Here is a 16,998-nt window from a genome sequence, read left to right on the forward strand (position 1 = left end):
CAAGTCAATCGAGATCCTTGGGCAGCCTCAGGTAGGCGGCTGCCCGCTCGGGCGTGGCGTGCTGGCCCAGCCAGGGCACGATGCCCAGGCAGGGGGCGTCGAGCCACGCCGCGAGCGTGTCCAGCGTGCCCTCGTGACCGTTGAAATTCGCGTCGACCTGATTGGCGACCCAGCCGGCCAGGTAAAGGCCATCGGCGCGAACCGCCTCCTGCGTCAGCCGGGCGTGACTGATGCAGCCCAGGCGCACCCCGACCACCAGAATCACCGGCAGGTCGAGTGCGCGGGCCAGGTCGGCGAGGTCCTGAGTCTCGTTGAGTGGCACCCGCCAACCGCCGGCACCCTCGATCAGCGTCAGGTCGCGTCCGGCCGCCAGCGCCTGGGCCATCAATGATACCAGTGTCTCCAGATCCGGCACGTTGCCGGCCCGTGCCGCGGCCAGGTGCGGGGCGATGGCGGGTTCGAAGGCGTAGGGATTGACCTGCGCATAGCTCACCGCGGGCTCGCTCTGGCGCTGGAGCATCAGCGCATCGCGGTTGCGCAGGCCGTCCGGTGTCATCTCGCAGCCCGAAGCGACCGGCTTGAGACCCAGCGTGCGCCGGCCGCGCTCCTTGGCGCGGGCCAGCAGGGCGGCGGCGACCAGGGTCTTGCCGGCGTCGGTGTCGGTGCCGGTGACGAAGTAGCGATTCATGGCGTTGTCTCTGGTGGCCGGACGAGTTCGAGTGTCAGGCGGTGGTAGGTCACGGGCAGCCCCGCTGAGTTGCGCAGCGTCTCGAAGCGCGCCTCGGCCCGGCTGATGTCGCCGCGACGCAGGCGGGGGCCGCTACGGGCGACCTGGGCGCCGACACCCTTTATCGAGTCCATGACCGCGGGCAGGTCGGGATAGTGGAAGCATTGGTGAGCCGCGTCGACGGCGACGTCGAAACCCGCGTTACGGGCCAGGGCGCGATAGGTGCCGGTGTCGATGAAGGGCTCCAGCGCCGCCGGGCAGCCGGGCTGCGACCAGGCGTGAGCGACCTCGGCGAGGGTATCGGGGCCGAGGGTGTTGATCAGTGCCCGCCCGCCGGGGGCGAGCACGCGGTGGAGTTCCTCGAAGAGTGCCGGCAGGTTCCGGCACCACTGGACGGCCAGGTTGGAAAAGACCAGGTCAATGCCGGCACTGGCCAGCGGCAATCGGGTGGCGTCGGCGCACAGCCAGTGGCCCTGGCTGCCGTGGGACCGGCGCGCCTGTTCGAGCATGGCCGGAGCCAGATCGACGCCGAGCGCGGTGGTCGCATAGCGCTCGGACAGCCGCCGCGTCCAGTCGCCGGGGCCGCAGCCCAGGTCGAGTATGTGCGTGGCCCGCGCGGGGAGGCGTCGCCAGAGATGCTCGCCGAGGCGGTGCTGGACCACGGCGCGACGGCGATAGTACGGTGCCGCCCGGTCGAAGGCCCGCGCCACGCGACGCTGCCAGACGGCATCGTGAGGCGCCGAGACGGGCGTGACGCTGACGGTGTTCATGTCAGCTCCGAGGGCTGTACGCGATCGGCCAGGCTGGCGAGCCGCGCGGCCAGGGCATCCGGGGCGCCGAGTTGCGGGCAGTGCCCGGCGTCGGCGAGCCGTTCGATATCGACCTCCCGAGGCAGCAGCGGGTCGTGTTCGCCGGTGAGCCGGTGAAGCGGGCATGGCGCCGAGGCCAATGGCGGGGTCAGGTCGAGACCGGCGAGCTGATCCAGCCCCGCGGCCAGTGTCGCCGTATCCGCTGGTGGCTGGCCGCCGAGCAGGGCCGACAGGGACTGCCATTGCTGGCCCGGCCGTGGCTCGCCGCGGGTCTGCCAGCGCAGGAAATGGCGCCAGGTAGTCTCGGGGCGGCGTTGGAAGGCACTCCGGAACTGGTCGAGCTGGTCGCGGGAGACGCCGCCCGGGCGGGCATCGGTGAAGCGACCGGTGGTGCCGAGCAGGATCAGGCGGCGTGGCGGCGGCAGGTGATCGAGCAGGGCACCGGCCAGCAGCCCGCCCAGCGACCAGCCGACCCAGACGGCGTCGCGGGGCAGGTCGTCACGCATCGCCTCGGCGAGGGCAGCGTGATCCTGCGGGTCGTCGAGGGCCGGCCGGTGGCGATAACCCGGCCAGTCCGGCGCGCTGACGTGCACGCTCGACGGCCAGTGGGGAGCGAGGGGTTGCCAGATGCGCGCGTCGATCCCCCAGCCGGCGAGCAGAACCAGTCTCGTCATGAAGCCACCTCTTGCGGTTCGCGGCTGGCCAGTTCCGCCAGCGCCTCGAGCAGGGCGTCGAGTTCGTGGCGCTCGTGGGTGGCACTCAAGGTGATGCGCAGCCGCGCCTGATGGCGGGGCACCGTCGGCGGGCGAATCGCGCCGACCAGGAAGCCTCGCCGCCGCAGAGCGTCACGCCAGCGCAGCGTGCGGATGCAGTCGCCGAGCAGCAGCGGCTGGATGGGCGTGTCCGAGGCCATCAGCGGCAGGCCCAGCGCGGCGGCGCCCTGGCGCCAGTAGGCGATGTGGTCGTGCAGTCGCCGGCGGCGCTCGGGCTCCTCGGCGAGAATGTCGAGCGCGCGCAGCGTGGCACAGGCGACCCCCGGTGGCTGCGCGGTGGTATAGATGTAGGGGCGGGCGAACTGGATCAGGGCGTCGATCAGCGTCGCGTCACCGGCGACGAAGGCCCCCGCGCTGCCCAGCGCCTTGCCCAGGGTGCCGGTCAGCACGGGCACCCTCGTACTGTCGTGCTTGTGGCCCACGCAGCCGTCGCCGTGGTCGCCGAGCACGCCGATGCCGTGGGCGTCGTCGATGGCCAGGCAGGCGCCGTGGCATCGTGCGATCTCGGCCAGCCCGGCGATGTCGGCGACGTCGCCGTCCATGCTGAACACGCCGTCGCTGACGATCAGTCGTGGCGTCTCGGCGTTGACTCGCTCCAGCAGGCGTTCGAGGTCGCCGAGATCGCCATGATGGAAGCGCCGCGAGCGTGCCCCGGCGAGCCGTGCGCCATCGAGCAGCGAGGCGTGATTGAGCCGGTCCTGAAGCAGTGTCGTGCCCTCGCCGAGCACCTGGAGCACGGCCAGATTGGCCATGTAGCCGGTCGAGAACAGCAGCGCCCGCGGACGCCCGACCAGCGCCGCCAGCCGCTCTTCCAGGGCGTGGTGAGGCGCGAGGTGGCCGCTGACCAGGTGCGAGGCGCGTCCGCCGGCGCCGTGACGCCGGGCCCCCTCGGCCTGGGCCTCGGCCAGCCGCGGGTCGCGGGCCAGGCCCAAGTAGTCGTTGCCGGCGAAGTCGCGCAGGCACGTGTCGTCGTCGCTCGGGGAGCCCGCGCCCCGCGCCTCGACGATGGCGCGCTCACGCCATAGCCCGGCACGGCGTTGCTCGGCGAGGCGTCGCTCGAGGGGCTCGTGCCACATGCCTAGCCGACCCGGGCGGGGGCGGACCGGGGCACTGCCGCATCGTGGTAGAGGGGGGCGGCGGTGGCGTTTGCGGTGTCGGCCAGGGCGGCATCGGTGCGTGCCGCCAGGCGGTGTTCGTCGGCGAGCGTGGTCTCGCGGGTTTCCGGGGCCAGCCCGAGCCGGTCGAACAGTCGGCGGTCGCGATCGACCTGGGGGTTGTCGGTGGTCAGCAGCTTGTCGCCGTAGAAGATCGAGTTGGCACCGGCGAGAAAGGCCAGCGCCTGGGTCGAATCGCTCATCGTCTCGCGCCCGGCGGACAGGCGCACGTGGCTGTAGGGCATGAGGATGCGGGCCACGGCGATGGCGCGCACGAAGACCAGCGGGTCGAGATCCTCGGCATCTTCCAGTGGCGTGCCGGGCACCTTGACCAGTTGATTGATGGGTACCGATTCGGGATGCGGCTCGAGATTGGCGAGCTGCTGCAGAAGCCCGGCACGATCGCGGGGCCCTTCGCCCAGCCCGAGGATGCCGCCGCTGCAGACCTTCATGCCGGCCTGGCGCACGTTGGCCAGGGTCTCCAGGCGATCGGCGTAGGTGCGGGTGGTGATGATCTCGCCGTAGAATTCCGGCGAGGTATCCAGATTGTGGTTGTAGTAATCGAGCCCGGCCTCGGCGAGCCGGTCGGCCTGGTCGTCGTCGAGCATGCCCAGCGTCATGCAGGTCTCCAGCCCCAGGGCCTTGACCCGCCGGACCATTTCCAGCACCACGTCGAGGTCGCGTTCACGCGGGCGGCGCCAGGCGGCACCCATGCAGAAGCGGCTGGCCCCGGCGTCGCGGGCGGCACGCGCCTGCTCGACCACTTCCTCGATCTCGAGGAGTTTCTCCTTGTCGAGCCGGGTGTTGTAGTGTCCCGACTGAGGGCAGTACTTGCAGTCCTCCGGGCAGGCGCCGGTCTTGATCGACAGCAGCGTCGAGACCTGCACGGTATTGGGCGTGAAGCACTGTCGATGGATCCGCTGGGCCTGCCACAGCAGGTCGTTGAAGGGCAGGGCGAACAGCGCCTCGATCTCGTCGAGGGTCCAGTCGTGGCGAACGGCGGGGGCGGTCACGGGCATGGCGGGGTCGTCGCGATTGGTGAACGTTATGGAAACCGGAAGGTTAACCTCTTGGGCTGGACGCTTGTCAACTAAAGCTTTTCTAAAAGTTGACAAGTTGCTGCGCCAGACACTTCCCGGGCCCTGTGCCTTCTGCCTCGGCCCGTGCCCGCCGGAGACGCCCTGGTGCCCGGCCTGCCTGAGAGCGCTGCCGTGGAATCGCCATGCCTGCCGGCAGTGCGCCGAGCCGCTGCCGGAACATGCCGCCCCGCTGTGCGGGCACTGCCTGAAGGCCCCGCCGGCCTTCGGCGAGGCGCGGGTCGCGCTGCGCTACGAGCACGAAGTGGCTGCCTTGGTACATCGCTTCAAGTTCTCGGCCGAGCCGCGCGCCGGGACCCTGCTGGTGGCGCTGATGGTCGAGTCGTTGGTCGGGCTCGAGCGGGCGGACATGCCGACGTTGCTGGTGGCGTTGCCGCGGCATCGTCAGCGTGCCCGGGAGACGGGCTTCGATACCGCTCCCTGGCTGGCGGCACGCCTGTCCCGGCAGTTGGGGATCCCCTGGTATTGTGCCCGCCGCGTGAAAGCCACCCCGACACAGCGCGGCCTGGACCGCCGGGCCCGACAGCGCAACCTGCGCGGGGCGTTCGCCGTCGACCGACGTCTGCCCGCGCACCTGGCCCTGGTCGACGACGTGATGACCACCGGCGCCTCGCTGGATGCCCTGGCGCGCGTCTGTCGCGATGCCGGGGCGCAACGCATCGAGGCCTGGGCGGCGGCCCGCACCCCGTTGATCGGGTGACGCCGAGGTCGGGCGATCTGCTAGCATGCGGGCATCGCTTGCCAAGGACGCGCTCATGGTCTCCGACCCGCACCCGTTCGATACGCTCTCCCCGCAACGCATCGTCGCCGCCGTCGAGTCGCTGGGGTTCTTCCTGCCCGGCGAACCCTTCGCGCTGAACAGCTACGAGAACCGGGTCTTTCTGCTTCACGACGACGAGCGACGCCGCTGGGTGGTCAAGTTCTACCGGCCCGGGCGCTGGAGCGATGCACAGATCCACGAGGAACACGCGCTGCTCTTCGAACTGGCTGAGGCAGACGTGCCGGTGGCCGCCCCCTGGCGCGATGCGCGCGGCGAGAGCCTCCACCATTTCGAGGGCTTCCGGCTGGCGCTGTTCCCCCACGTCCCCGGCCAGGCCCCGGAGCTCGAGAACCCGGCGCATCTGTTCGCGCTGGGCGAGCTGATCGGGCGTGTGCATGCGGTCTCCCGTCGCGCTGCCTTCCGTGAGCGCCCGGTGGTGGAGCCGGTCGCCATGGCGGCCCGCAGTCGCGAGCAGGTGCTCGCCGGTGGCTGGCTGAACCGCCGCCAGCGTCAGGCCTATCTGCGTATCAACGAGGCGCTGGAAAAGGCCCTGGCACGGGATACCTGGTCGGGCGATGCCGCCATCCGCGTCCACGGCGACTGTCACCTGGGCAACATTCTCGGCCGCGACGAGCACTTCGCGCTGGTCGATTTCGACGACTGCTGCATGGCGCCGGCCGTGCAGGATCTGTGGATGATGCTCACCGCCCAGAGCGAGCCTGAGTGGCAGATGCAGCTTTCGGAACTGCTCGAAGGTTACGAGCAATACCACGACTTCGACCGCCGCCAGCTCGGCTGGATCGAGGCCCTGCGCACGCTGCGCCTGATTCGCCACAGCGCCTGGCTGGTGGCGCGCTGGGAAGACCCGGCGTTTCCGCGCGCCTTCCCCTGGGTGGCCAGCGAGGATTACTGGGATCAGCATATCCGCACCCTGGAGCAGCAGCGTCTGGCCCTGGAGTCGCCGCGCTGGCTCGCCTGATGCGGCCGGCGGACACCGGCGGCCCTTGTTGGTGTCGTCGCGGCGAAACGCTTAGCATGGAACCCTAGCCATCGGGTGGGAGGGAGCCTTGGACGGCGACATCATCGCCTTCGACGACACGACCCAGGCGGGCGTCATCGAGACCCCGAAAGGGCAGCGCTTCACGTTCGGGCTGCCGGAATGGCGCGGTCGCGGCCTGCCGGGCCCGGGTATCGCGGTGCGTTTCGACGTCCGCGAGGCCCGTGCCGTGCAGGTCATGAACCGTCCCGAGCCCCAGCAGCGGGCCCGACCGCGGGCCTCCGTCCCCGCGGCCGGGGCGAGTACCACGCCGACCTCGGCCCCGCGCTACGCGCATCCGGCCGTGGTCGCCGTCGGCGTCGCGATCCTCGGCCTGTTCTTCGATCGTCTCGCCCCGGCGTTCGCCCTCGTCGCGGGCCTCTCCGCCCTGCTCGGCCTGTGGCAGATTCGTCGTGCGCCACGGCGTTACAAGGGCCGTGGCCTGTGCTGGGGCGCGCTCACCCTCGCCATCGTCGTGGCTGCGCTATCCTTGCTGGTGGAAGCGCCGACGGCGGCGCCGGGCAGGCCAGTGTCATTCGATCAGTCGCAAACCCACGTCGTGCCCGGTGCCAGTCCCGGGTGACAGTCCGGGGCGCTCGTCCGTGCGGGCGCCCCTATGGAAGGAGAACACCATGGAATCTCTGCAGGACAGCCCGCTGTTTCGCCCCTTCGCCTATATCGACGGCAGTTGGGTGGCGGCCGATAGCGGCGAGCAGATCGAGGTCGACAACCCGGCGACGGGCGAGACCATCGGCAGGATGCCGCGCATGGGCCGTGCCGAGACCCAGCGTGCCATCGAGGCCGCCGATGCCGCGCTGCCCGCCTGGCGCGCGCATACCGCCCAGGAGCGTGCCGACATCCTGATGAAGTGGTACGACCTGATGCTGGAGCATCAGGACGAGCTGGCGCGCATCATGACCCTCGAGCAGGGCAAGCCGCTCAAGGAGGCGGCCGGCGAGATCGTCTACGCGGCGAGCTTTCTGCGCTGGTTCGCCGAGGAGGCGCGGCGAATCTACGGCGAGACCGTGCCGGCGGCCAAGAGCAACCAGCGCATTCTGGTCACCAAGCAGCCCGTGGGCGTGGTCGGGGCGATCACGCCCTGGAATTTTCCGGCGGCGATGATCACCCGCAAGGTCGGCGCGGCACTGGCGGCGGGGTGCACGACGGTGGTCAAGCCGGCCAGCCAGACGCCGTTCTCGGCCACCGCCATGGCGTTGCTCGCCGAGCGCGCCGGCGTGCCGCGCGGGGTGTTCAACGTGGTTTCCGGCTCCGCCGGCGAGATCGCCGGCACCCTGACCGAGTCGCCGCTGGTGCGCAAGATCACCTTCACCGGCTCGACCGAGGTGGGCCGTAAGCTGATGCAGCAGGCTGCCGAGCACATCCAGAAGATCTCGCTGGAACTGGGCGGCAATGCGCCGTTCATCGTCTTCGAGGATGCCGACCTCGACGCCGCGGTGGAGGGCGCCATGGCCTCCAAGTTCCGCAACGCCGGCCAGACCTGTGTGTGCGTCAACCGCTTCCTTGTGCAGTCGAGTGTGGTCAACGCCTTCTGCGAGAAGATGGCCGCGGCGATGAACAGCGACCTGCATGTCGGCGATGGCACCCAGGAGGGCGTCAACATCGGCCCGCTGATCGATCAGAACGCCGTGGAGAAGGTCAGCACGCACATCCGCGACGCCGTCGACAAGGGCGCGGAACTGCTGCTGGGCGGCCATCCGCACCCGCTGGGCGGCAACTTCTTCACCCCGACGCTGGTCAACCAGGCCAACGGCGACATGCGGGTCGCGTCCGAGGAGACCTTCGGGCCGTTGGCCGCGGTCTTCCCCTTCGACGACGAGGAAGACGCCGTGGCGATGGCCAACGACACGCCGTTCGGCCTGGCTGCCTACTTCTACTCCCGCGATCTGGGCCAGGTCTGGCGCGTCGGCGAGGCGCTGGAGTACGGCATCGTCGGCGTCAATACCGGGCTGATCTCCAACGCCGCCGCGCCCTTCGGCGGGGTCAAGGAGTCCGGCCTGGGCCGTGAGGGTGGCCATCAGGGCCTCGAGGAGTTCCTCGAGACCAAGTATCTGTGCATCGATCTGGGCTGACCGGGCTTCGCCCGGAGCTGTAAGCCTTAAGCGGCGTGAGAAACGAAAAACCCCATCGGTCATGACCGATAGGGTTTTTCGATGAGTGCCGCCACTACGCTGTGCTTACAGCTTACAGCTTACAGCTTACAGCTTACAGCTTACAGCTTACAGCTCGCCGCAGGCGCCTGCGTCAGTGGCGGAAGTGACGCATCCCGGTAAACACCATGGCGATCCCCGCCTCGTTGGCGGCGTCGATCACTTCCTGGTCGCGCATCGAGCCGCCGGGCTGGATGACCGCGGTGATGCCGGCCTCGGCGGCGGCGTCGATGCCGTCGCGGAAGGGGAAGAAGGCGTCCGAGGCCATCACCGAGCCGGGGACCTCGAGGCCTTCGTCGGCGGCCTTGATGCCGGCGATGCGGGCCGAGTAGACGCGGCTCATCTGGCCGGCGCCGACGCCGATGGTCCGGCCGTGGCTGGCGTAGACGATGGCGTTGGACTTGACGTACTTGGCGACCTTCCAGGCGAACGCCAGGTCGCGCATTTCCTGCTCGCTGGGCGCGCGCTCGGTTACCACCTGCAGCTCGTCGCGGCCGACCATGCCCAGGTCGCGATCCTGGACCAGCAGCCCGCCGGTGACGCGCTTGAAGTCGTGGGCATGCTCGCGCTCGCCGGGCCAGCTATCGCCGACGTCGAGCAGGCGCACGTTCTTCTTCTCGGCGACGATGGCGGCGGCCTCGTCGCTGATCCCGGGAGCGATGATCACCTCGACGAACTGGCGGTCGACGATCGCCCGGGCGGTGTCGGCGTCCAGTGGGCGGTTGAAGGCGATGATGCCGCCGAAGGCGCTGGTCGGGTCGGTGGCGAAGGCCTTGTCGTAGGCCGCCAGAGGAGTGTCGGCCACGGCCACGCCGCAGGGGTTGGCGTGCTTGACGATCACGCAGGCGGTATCGGTGAAGGCCTTGACGCACTCGAAGGCGGCATCGGTGTCGGCGACGTTGTTGTAGGAAAGCTCCTTGCCCTGACGCTGGACCGCCGTGGCCACGCTCGCCTCGCTGGCGTCGGCCTCGACGTAGAAGGCGGCACGCTGATGCGGGTTCTCGCCGTAGCGCATCGACTGCTTCTTCTGGAACTGCACATTGTAGGTGCGCGGGAAGCCGGGTTCGCCGCCCGCGACGCGCTGGCCCAGGTAGTCGGCGATCGCCGCATCGTAACCGGCGGTATGCTCGAACGCCTTCACCGCCAGATCGAAGCGCAGGGCGTCGCTCACCGCGCCCTGGTTGGCGGCCATCTCGTCGAGCACCCGGGCGTAGTCGCCGGCATCGACGACGATGCTGGTGTAGGCGTGATTCTTGGCGCAGGCACGGACCATGGTCGGGCCGCCGATGTCGATGTTCTCGATGGCGTCTTCCAGGGTGCAGTCGGGCCGGGCGACGGTCTGGGCGAACGGGTAGAGGTTGACCACCACCATGTCGATGGGCGCGATGTCATGCTCGGCCATCACCGCGTCGTCCTGACCGCGGCGACCCAGAATCCCGCCGTGGATCCTGGGGTGCAGGGTCTTGACCCGGCCGTCCATGATTTCCGGGAAGCCGGTGTGCTCGGAGACCTCGTCGACCGCGACGTCGTTCTCCCTGAGCAGCCGGTAGGTCCCGCCGGTGGAGAGCAGGGCGACGCCCTGGTCGGCGAGACGCCGGGCGAAATCGACGATGCCGGTCTTGTCCGAGACGCTGATCAGGGCGCGGCGCACCGGCAGGGGGCGGGGCTGGGAGGGTTGTTCGGCCATGGCTGTCACTCTTGAAGGGGGTCGCACTGGGCGACAGATTGCGGTCGTGAAAATGACGCCGGGGAATCAAGAGACTCCCCGGTACGATCGGTTCAGATGAGGTCGTAGTGCTTGAGCTTCTTGCGCAGGGTGCCGCGATTCAGGCCCAGCATGTCGGCGGCGCGGGTCTGGTTGCCGCCGGCGTACTCGAGCACGGCGCTGAGCAAGGGGGCTTCGACCTCGGCCATGACCATGGCGTAGAGGTCGGTCACCGTTTCGCCCTCGAGATGGGCGAAGTAGCGATGTATGGCGTCGTCGACGGCCTCGCGCAGCGTCTGCCCGCGGGGCAGACTGGTGGCGAGCGGCTCCTCGTACGCCGTTTGTTCGGGGGTAATGGCTTGCCTGCTGGTCATGCTGCGCTGATTCCATCGGTTGCCGGCTCGGGGGCCTGGCGGAACAGTTCATCCACGAAACGCTTCTGCGCATCCGGTGTCTCGAGAACGTTGAAACGCTTGCGCAGAGCCTTGGCATCGTCCCGGTCGCCCAGATACCAGCCGATATGCTTGCGCGCGATCCTCACGCCCATGACATCGCCGTAAAAGCCGTGCAGGGCATCGAGATGGCCGCCCATGACGGCGCGCTGCTCGGCGCTGCACGGCATGGCCAGGGTCTCTCCGGTGCGCAGGAAGTGGTCGATCTGGCGAAAGATCCAGGGGTTGCCCTGGGCGCCGCGGCCGACCATCACGGCATCCGCACCAGTATAGTCGAGAACCTCGGCGGCCTTGTGCGGGGAATCGACGTCGCCGTTGGCGAAGACCGGGATGCCGACCGCGGCCTTGATCGCGGCAATGGTGTCGTATTCGGCACGCCCGCCATAACGCTGCTCGCGGGTGCGCCCGTGGACTGCCAGCGCACGGATGCCGGCCTCTTCGGCCAGGCGTGCCACGCGCTCGCCGTTGCGGGTCCGGTCGCACCAGCCGGTACGAATCTTCAGGGTCACCGGGACGTCCACCGCGGCGACCACCGCCTCGAGGATCTCCGCGACCAGTCGTTCGTCGCGCAGCAGCGCCGAGCCGGCGGCCTTGTTGCACACCTTCTTGGCCGGGCAGCCCATGTTGATGTCGATGATCTGGGCGCCGCGTTCGGCGTTGAGCCGCGCCGCCTCGGCGAGCATTCGGGCGTCGCCGCCGGCGATCTGCACGCTGCGTGGCCCGGGCTCGCCGCGATGATCGAGGCGCTGGCGCGACTTGCGGGTGTGCCACAGGCTGGGGTCGGCGGTGACCATCTCGGAGACCACCAGGCCGGCGCCGAGCCGGCGGCAGAGCTGACGGAACGGCCGGTCGGTGACCCCGGCCATGGGCGCCAGAATGACCCGGTTGGGCAACCGGTAGGGGCCAATAGCGGGTGGTTCGACGCTGGCGGTGGCTGGCATCGTGATCGGGGTCTCGGCAAAGGGGCCGCCTATGATACTCACCTGCCGGCGCAGATTGAAGGCCGCGTTGCCAACGTCGTCGTGACCGCGGGCAACGCGACCGGCCGTCGAGGCGTCAGCGGCGGCCGGTGAGCAGCACCCAGCCGTCGCGAGTGCGGGGTTCGTCCATGGTCAGCCCCTCGGCGCGGTAAGCGTCGAGCACCTCGTCGGCCTGGTGCTCGAGGATGCCCGACAGGGCCAGGCGGCCGCCGGGCGCGACATGGCCGGCGATGGTCGAGGCCAGCTCGACGAGCGGGCCGGCGAGGATGTTGGCGAGCACGATCGCGAAGCGCTCCGCGGGCACCGCCTCGGGCAAATGCAGTGCCAGAGCGTCCTCGTCGATGGCGTTGCGCTCGGCATTGTCGCGGCTCGCCAGCAGCGCCTGGGGGTCGATGTCACTGCCCGTCGCGGCGCTTGCGCCCAGCTTGAGGGCGGCGATCGCCAGGATGCCCGAGCCGCAGCCGACGTCGAGCACCCGGCGACCGTCGAGTTCTCCGTCGACGCTCAGCCCATCGAGCCAGCCCAGGCACAGCGCGGTGGTGGGGTGGGTGCCGGTGCCGAAGGCCAGTCCCGGATCGAGGCGCAGGTTGACGGCATCGGCGTCCGGCGCCTCGTGCCAGCTGGGCACGATCCACAGCCGCTCGCCCATGCGCAACGGCTCGAAGCCGTCCATCCACTCGCGCTCCCAGTCGCGGTCGGCGAGCAGTTCGTACTCGACCTCGGGGCAGGGCTCGTCGCCCATCTCCATCGCCCAGCCCTGGCGAACGCGCTCGAGCATCGCCTCGATACCCTCGAGATCGTCGTAGAGCCCGGTGAGCACGGTCTCCTGCCACAGCGGCGTGCTGCCACGCTCGGGCTCGAAGACCGGATCGTCGTGGGCGTCCTGAAGGGTGATCGCCTGGGCACCCTCGGCGAGCAGCAGGTCCTCGAGTGTCTCGGCCTGTGCCGGTGCGATGCGTGCCTTGAGTTGCAGCCAGGGCATGGAACTCTCCTTGGGGGCAGCCGGCTTAGCCGCCGAGTTTCTTTTCCAGGTAGTGGATGTTGACGCCGCCCTGCTGGAAGGCGCTGTCGCGAACCAAGTCCTTCTGCAGGTCGATGTTGGTCTTGATGCCTTCCACCAGCAGTTCGTCGAGGGCGTTGCGCATGCGCGTCAGGGCGTTGGTGCGGTCGGCGCCCCAGGTGATCAGCTTGCCGATCAGCGAGTCGTAGTAGGGCGGTACGCTGTAGCCGGTATACAGGTGCGAGTCCATGCGCACGCCGAGACCGCCGGGCGCGTGGTAAAGGTCGACCTTGCCCGGGGAGGGCATGAAGGTGCGGGCATCCTCGGCGTTGATCCGGCACTCGAAGGCGTGGCCCTTGACCTCGATGTCCGACTGACGGATCGACAGCGGCTGGCCCGAGGCGATCAGCAGTTGCTGCTTGACGATGTCGACGCCGGTGACCATCTCGGTGACCGGGTGCTCGACCTGCACGCGGGTGTTCATCTCGATGAAGAAGAACTGGCCCTTCTCGTAGAGGAATTCGAAGGTGCCGGCGCCGCGGTAGCCGATCTCGAGACAGGCGTCGGTACACGCCTTGAGCACCTGGGCGCGCGCCTCGGGGTCGATCTGCGGGGCCGGGGCTTCCTCGAGCACCTTCTGGTGACGGCGCTGCAGCGAGCAGTCGCGGTCGTAGAGATGGATGGCGTTGCCCTGGCCGTCGGCGAGCACCTGGACCTCGACGTGGCGCGGCTGCTCGAGGAATTTCTCCATGTACACGGTGCCGTCGCCGAAGGCGTTCTTGGCTTCGGTCTGGGTCACGCTGACCGCGGAGAGCAGGTTGGACTCGGTATGCACCACACGCATGCCGCGCCCGCCGCCGCCGGCCGCCGCCTTGATGATCACCGGGTAGCCGATGCGTCGCGCCGTGGCCAGCATCGCCTCGTCGTCGTCGGGCAGCGGGCCGTCGGAGCCGGGCACGGTGGGCACGCCGGCCTTCTTCATCGCCTCGATGGCGCTGACCTTGTCGCCCATCAGGCGAATGGTCTCGGCGCGCGGGCCGACGAAGACGAAGCCCGAGCGCTCGACCTGTTCGGCGAAGTTGGCGTTCTCGGAGAGAAAGCCGTAGCCGGGATGGATGGCGCTGGCGTCGGTGACCTCGGCGGCGCTGATCAGCGCCGGGATGTTGAGATAGGACTGGGCCGAGGAGGCCGGGCCGATGCACACGGCCTCGTCGGCCAGGCGTACGTGCATCAGTTCACGGTCGGCCTTGGAGTGAACCGCCACGGTGCGGATGCCCAGCTCCTTGCAGGCGCGCAGGATGCGCAGGGCGATCTCGCCGCGGTTGGCGATGAGTACCTTTTCCAACATGATGTGATCCGCCAAGTTGTCGAATGAATCAGGAGATGAGCAGCATCGGCTGGTCGAATTCGACCGGCTCGCCGTCCTCGACCAGGATCGCCTCGATCACGCCGTCCTTGTCGGCCTCGATCTGGTTCATCATCTTCATGGCTTCGACGATACAGATGGTTTCGCCCTTCTTGACGCTCTGGCCGACTTCGACGAACGGCTTGGCGCCGGGGGCCGGGGCACGGTAGAAGGTGCCGACCATCGGCGAGGTCACGGCATGGCCGGTGGGCTGGGCGGGCGCCGGGGCCTCGGCGTCGCTCTCGGCGGGCGCGGCATGGCCGCCGGTCGGGGCGGGATACGCCGCCGGGGCATGGCCCCAGTGGGCCGGCGGCATCGTCGGCTGCGCTGCCGGTGCGCCGTTGGGATGACGGCTGATGCGAACCGATTCCTCGCCTTCCTGAATCTCGATCTCGCTGATGTTGGATTCCTCGAGCAGCTCGATCAGTTTCTTGACCTTGCGAATATCCATGTCGGGTTCTCTCGATGGTGAGTGAGTCTGGGCGTTGGTGAATGCCGGTGCTGGACGAATCGGTGCCGGGCGGTGTGCGCTGGCCGTCCGGCGTCGGCGGCCACGTATCCGGCCAGCGTGTTCGCGGCCACGTTGTAAAGACGGGCGTGGCGATAACGGGATTCGCGAACGGGCAGGGGAGCGGAGGCTTCGACGAACGGGATGGCGGCGCCGCTCAGGGCGATGCGCTCACGCGGCAAGCGCGTGCCGGCGTGCCGATCGGTGGCGTCGCGTGCGATGGAGCCAGGGTCGTCGGGGTCTCGGGGCCCCGGAAGGTCGGGGCCGTGGAGTGCCAGGAGTCGAGCCATGGCGAGGTCCTTGAAAGGCGCTGTTAACCTGTTCGAAATTTGCTCAGATCACCGCAGGTTGTTGCACGATCCCGCATCTGCACGTCAATTAAGCCGGTGTCGGCGGAGTTTGCCGAAAAACGCCGGCCATGTCCAGCCAGCCGTGAACAGCGTTTCTGATCGCCCCGGACGTCACGACGCCGGGGTGGCTTTCGGGGCGGATCCGGCCAGGCGGCGAAGGTGGCGGGAGAGTGCCTCGGCATCGACTTCGCCCTGGATCCTGGCCGATCCGAGTTCCCTGCCGTCGCGGAAGAAGAGCAGGCCCGGGGGGCCGAACAGGCCGAAGCGGTCGAGCAGGGCCCGGGTCTCGGGGCCGGTGTCGGTGACGTCGGCGCGAATCCGGTGATAGTCGGCGAGTCGGGCGGCCACGCTCGGGGCCGGGAAGACCTCGCGTTCCATGATCCGGCAGGATATGCACCAGTCGGCGGTGACGTCGACGAAGGCGGGCTGGCCGAGCCTGGCGGCACGGTCGAGTTCGCGCTCGAGGCCGGCGAGATCGGTCACTCGCACGAAGGCCAGGTCGTTGGCGGCGCTCCTCGCGCCGGCGCCGTCCTGCCGGGCCAGGGGGCGTAGCGGGTCGCTGCCGCCCTGGGCCGCGCCGAGGATCAGCGCCAGCCCCCAGCCCAGCAGCAACAGGCCGGCCAACTGACGCAGGCGGGGCCAGCCCGGGGGCTGCCCGGGGGTCAGGGCCCCCAGGGCCAGTGCCGTGCCCATGGCCAGCGCGCTCCACAGCAGCAGGGTCAGCGGCCCCGGCAGCAAGCGCTCGACCAGCCAGATCGCCACGCCCAGCAGCAGCAGGCCGAAGGCGGTCTTGATGCCGTTCATCCAGGCACCGGCCCGGGGCAGAAAGGTGCCGCCGAAGGCCCCGACCAGCAACAGCGGCACGCCCATGCCCAGCCCCAGCGCGAGCAACGCCAGGCCGCCCAGCAGGGCATCGCCGGTGGAGGCCATGAAGACCATCGCCCCGGCCAGCGGCGCGGAGACGCAGGGCGAGACCACTACCACCGACAGCGCGCCGGCGAGCGCCAGGCCCAGCGGACCGCTGCGCTGCAGACGCTGCTGCCAGCCGTCGACGCGCTGGGCCAGTCCCGGCGCCAGACGCAGCTCGAAGGTGCCGAACATCGCCAGGGCGAAGAGCACGAACAGCGCGGCGAAGGGCACCAGCACCCAGGGCGATTGCAGACGGGCCTGCAGATTGAGCCCGGCACCGAACAGGCCCATGAGGACGCCGACCAGGGCGTAGGTCACCGCCATGCCGGCGACATAGCTGCCCGACAGGGCCAGTGCGCGGCCGCGGCTCGCGCCGCGTCCGACGATGATCGCGGCGAGGATCGGCAGCATCGGCAGGACGCAGGGCGTGAAGGTCAGCCCCACGCCGGCGAGGAAGAACAGCCCCAGCACCGTCGGCACCGATGCCTGGCGCAACAGGGCGCTGAAGTGGCCATCCTCGCTGCGGGGGCTGTCGCTGGCGGCAGCGGCCGCTACGCTGGAACGAGAGGCGGCGTCGTTGCTCATCGAGGCGGTGCTGCCGGTCGATGGGGCCGGTTGCGCCGACAAGGGCAGGGTGGCGTCGTCGACCGCCGCGGCGAAGCGGCCCGGGGGCGAGCCGGGGAGCGCCTCGAGGGTGAGCGTCTCCGGCGGGTAGCAGAGCCCGGCGTCGGCGCAGCCCTGGAAGGTGATCCGGGCGGAGACCGCCGTGTCGTCGGCGACATCGCCGTCGAGGGGGATGGTGAGGACCACCTGGTGATAGAAGACGTGGGCATCGCCGAGGTAGTCGTCGTGCTTGAACTTGCCCGCCGGCAGACGCGGTTCGCCGAACGTTACCTCCGGGGTGGCGCTGGCCACGGCGAAACGGTGGCGGTAGAGATAGTAGCCATCGGCGTTGGCAAAGCCCACGTAGAGGGTGTCGTCGTCACGCCAGGCGCTGGCCTGGAAGGCCTGGTGAACCGGCAGAAAGGTCTCGGCGTCGCCAGGCGATGCGTTGTCGTCGAACAAGCCGGCCTGGGCGGGGAGGGCGAGCAGCAGCAAGAGCAGCAGCGAGAGTGACAACGACAACCGATGACGCATCGAACGAGATTCCTCGGGCACGTGCCGC

16 protein-coding genes are annotated in these 16,998 nt (G+C 69.5%); 4 read left to right on the top strand and 12 right to left on the bottom strand.

What is annotated here, in order from left to right; translation table 11 throughout:
* Positions 1-4: 4 nt before the first annotated feature.
* From bioD to bioB, 5 genes are read right to left on the bottom strand one after another with little or no spacing between them, the layout of a single operon-like run.
* Positions 5-688 (bottom strand): dethiobiotin synthase, encoded by a 684-nt coding sequence (gene bioD / locus KGR00_RS16080; RefSeq protein WP_224419643.1) that lies wholly within the window; start codon positions 686-688, stop codon positions 5-7.
* Positions 685-1,497 (bottom strand): methyltransferase domain-containing protein, encoded by an 813-nt coding sequence (locus KGR00_RS16085; RefSeq protein ID WP_224419644.1) that lies wholly within the window; start codon positions 1,495-1,497, stop codon positions 685-687. The genes bioD and KGR00_RS16085 overlap by 4 nt, the downstream gene beginning before the upstream one ends.
* A complete protein-coding gene (locus KGR00_RS16090) occupies positions 1,494-2,210 on the bottom strand; it encodes an alpha/beta fold hydrolase (RefSeq protein ID WP_224419645.1) in 717 nt (238 codons plus the stop codon). The genes KGR00_RS16085 and KGR00_RS16090 overlap by 4 nt, the downstream gene beginning before the upstream one ends.
* On the bottom strand, positions 2,207-3,385 hold the full coding sequence (bioF, locus tag KGR00_RS16095; protein ID WP_224419646.1) for an 8-amino-7-oxononanoate synthase: 1,179 nt from the start codon (positions 3,383-3,385) through the stop codon (positions 2,207-2,209). The genes KGR00_RS16090 and bioF overlap by 4 nt, the downstream gene beginning before the upstream one ends.
* A 2-nt stretch (positions 3,386-3,387) precedes the next feature.
* The gene (gene bioB / locus KGR00_RS16100; RefSeq protein WP_224419647.1) at positions 3,388-4,482 is read right to left on the bottom strand and encodes a biotin synthase BioB; all 1,095 of its coding nucleotides are present in this window, start codon (positions 4,480-4,482) and stop codon (positions 3,388-3,390) included.
* Positions 4,483-4,579: 97 nt separating this feature from the next.
* Here bioB and KGR00_RS16105 point away from each other — a divergent pair, with 97 nt between their 5' ends.
* The 4 genes from KGR00_RS16105 to KGR00_RS16120 all read left to right on the top strand — a co-directional run bounded on the left by KGR00_RS16105 (position 4,580) and on the right by KGR00_RS16120 (position 8,446).
* Positions 4,580-5,260, top strand: coding sequence for a ComF family protein (locus KGR00_RS16105; protein WP_224419648.1), 681 nt, complete (start codon positions 4,580-4,582; stop codon positions 5,258-5,260).
* 55 nt (positions 5,261-5,315) lie between these two features.
* Positions 5,316-6,299, top strand: coding sequence for a serine/threonine protein kinase (locus KGR00_RS16110; protein WP_224419893.1), 984 nt, complete (start codon positions 5,316-5,318; stop codon positions 6,297-6,299).
* Positions 6,300-6,387: 88 nt separating this feature from the next.
* A complete protein-coding gene (locus tag KGR00_RS16115; RefSeq protein WP_224419649.1) occupies positions 6,388-6,939 on the top strand; it encodes a DUF4190 domain-containing protein in 552 nt (183 codons plus the stop codon).
* A 49-nt stretch (positions 6,940-6,988) separates the two neighbouring features.
* Positions 6,989-8,446, top strand: coding sequence for an NAD-dependent succinate-semialdehyde dehydrogenase (locus tag KGR00_RS16120; protein ID WP_129138764.1), 1,458 nt, complete (start codon positions 6,989-6,991; stop codon positions 8,444-8,446).
* Between the two features lie 172 nt (positions 8,447-8,618).
* On the opposite strand, the gene purH is transcribed toward KGR00_RS16120, so the two are convergent.
* The 7 genes from purH to dsbD form a co-directional block, all read right to left on the bottom strand.
* Positions 8,619-10,211 (bottom strand): bifunctional phosphoribosylaminoimidazolecarboxamide formyltransferase/IMP cyclohydrolase, encoded by a 1,593-nt coding sequence (gene purH / locus KGR00_RS16125; RefSeq protein ID WP_224419650.1) that lies wholly within the window; start codon positions 10,209-10,211, stop codon positions 8,619-8,621.
* 92 nt (positions 10,212-10,303) lie between these two features.
* Positions 10,304-10,603 carry a DNA-binding transcriptional regulator Fis gene (fis, locus tag KGR00_RS16130; RefSeq protein WP_224419651.1) on the bottom strand — a complete coding sequence of 100 codons (300 nt, stop codon included), beginning with the start codon at positions 10,601-10,603 and terminating at the stop codon, positions 10,304-10,306.
* Positions 10,600-11,622: a tRNA dihydrouridine synthase DusB gene (gene dusB, locus KGR00_RS16135; RefSeq protein WP_129138761.1), complete on the bottom strand. Its 1,023-nt coding sequence runs from the start codon at positions 11,620-11,622 to the stop codon at positions 10,600-10,602. The genes fis and dusB overlap by 4 nt, the downstream gene beginning before the upstream one ends.
* A gap of 115 nt (positions 11,623-11,737) precedes the next feature.
* Positions 11,738-12,643, bottom strand: coding sequence for a 50S ribosomal protein L11 methyltransferase (gene prmA / locus KGR00_RS16140; protein WP_224419652.1), 906 nt, complete (start codon positions 12,641-12,643; stop codon positions 11,738-11,740).
* Positions 12,644-12,668: 25 nt separating this feature from the next.
* Positions 12,669-14,009 carry an acetyl-CoA carboxylase biotin carboxylase subunit gene (accC, locus tag KGR00_RS16145; RefSeq protein WP_129138759.1) on the bottom strand — a complete coding sequence of 447 codons (1,341 nt, stop codon included), beginning with the start codon at positions 14,007-14,009 and terminating at the stop codon, positions 12,669-12,671.
* A 28-nt stretch (positions 14,010-14,037) separates the two neighbouring features.
* Positions 14,038-14,517 (bottom strand): acetyl-CoA carboxylase biotin carboxyl carrier protein, encoded by a 480-nt coding sequence (accB, locus tag KGR00_RS16150; protein WP_129138758.1) that lies wholly within the window; start codon positions 14,515-14,517, stop codon positions 14,038-14,040.
* A gap of 518 nt (positions 14,518-15,035) precedes the next feature.
* On the bottom strand, positions 15,036-16,970 hold the full coding sequence (gene dsbD, locus KGR00_RS16155; RefSeq protein WP_224419653.1) for a protein-disulfide reductase DsbD: 1,935 nt from the start codon (positions 16,968-16,970) through the stop codon (positions 15,036-15,038).
* Positions 16,971-16,998: the final 28 nt, after the last annotated feature.

It is taken from the genome of Modicisalibacter sp. MOD 31.J, from assembly GCF_020147985.1.
Classification (GTDB): Bacteria; Pseudomonadota; Gammaproteobacteria; order Pseudomonadales; family Halomonadaceae; genus Modicisalibacter; species Modicisalibacter coralii.

What these genes read in the sequence shown, in the direction of transcription:
- KGR00_RS16085 (WP_224419644.1), bottom strand. Translation starts at nt 1,497, where the DNA reads ATGAACACCGTCAGCGTCACGCCCGTCTCGGCGCCTCACGATGCCGTC.
- fis (WP_224419651.1), bottom strand. Translation starts at nt 10,603, where the DNA reads ATGACCAGCAGGCAAGCCATTACCCCCGAACAAACGGCGTACGAGGAG.
- accB (WP_129138758.1), bottom strand. Translation starts at nt 14,517, where the DNA reads ATGGATATTCGCAAGGTCAAGAAACTGATCGAGCTGCTCGAGGAATCC.
- KGR00_RS16120 (WP_129138764.1), top strand. Translation starts at nt 6,989, where the DNA reads ATGGAATCTCTGCAGGACAGCCCGCTGTTTCGCCCCTTCGCCTATATC.
- KGR00_RS16090 (WP_224419645.1), bottom strand. Translation starts at nt 2,210, where the DNA reads ATGACGAGACTGGTTCTGCTCGCCGGCTGGGGGATCGACGCGCGCATC.
- KGR00_RS16110 (WP_224419893.1), top strand. Translation starts at nt 5,316, where the DNA reads ATGGTCTCCGACCCGCACCCGTTCGATACGCTCTCCCCGCAACGCATC.
- bioB (WP_224419647.1), bottom strand. Translation starts at nt 4,482, where the DNA reads ATGCCCGTGACCGCCCCCGCCGTTCGCCACGACTGGACCCTCGACGAG.
- dusB (WP_129138761.1), bottom strand. Translation starts at nt 11,622, where the DNA reads ATGCCAGCCACCGCCAGCGTCGAACCACCCGCTATTGGCCCCTACCGG.
- bioF (WP_224419646.1), bottom strand. Translation starts at nt 3,385, where the DNA reads ATGTGGCACGAGCCCCTCGAGCGACGCCTCGCCGAGCAACGCCGTGCC.
- bioD (WP_224419643.1), bottom strand. Translation starts at nt 688, where the DNA reads ATGAATCGCTACTTCGTCACCGGCACCGACACCGACGCCGGCAAGACC.
- purH (WP_224419650.1), bottom strand. Translation starts at nt 10,211, where the DNA reads ATGGCCGAACAACCCTCCCAGCCCCGCCCCCTGCCGGTGCGCCGCGCC.
- dsbD (WP_224419653.1), bottom strand. Translation starts at nt 16,970, where the DNA reads ATGCGTCATCGGTTGTCGTTGTCACTCTCGCTGCTGCTCTTGCTGCTG.
- accC (WP_129138759.1), bottom strand. Translation starts at nt 14,009, where the DNA reads ATGTTGGAAAAGGTACTCATCGCCAACCGCGGCGAGATCGCCCTGCGC.
- prmA (WP_224419652.1), bottom strand. Translation starts at nt 12,643, where the DNA reads ATGCCCTGGCTGCAACTCAAGGCACGCATCGCACCGGCACAGGCCGAG.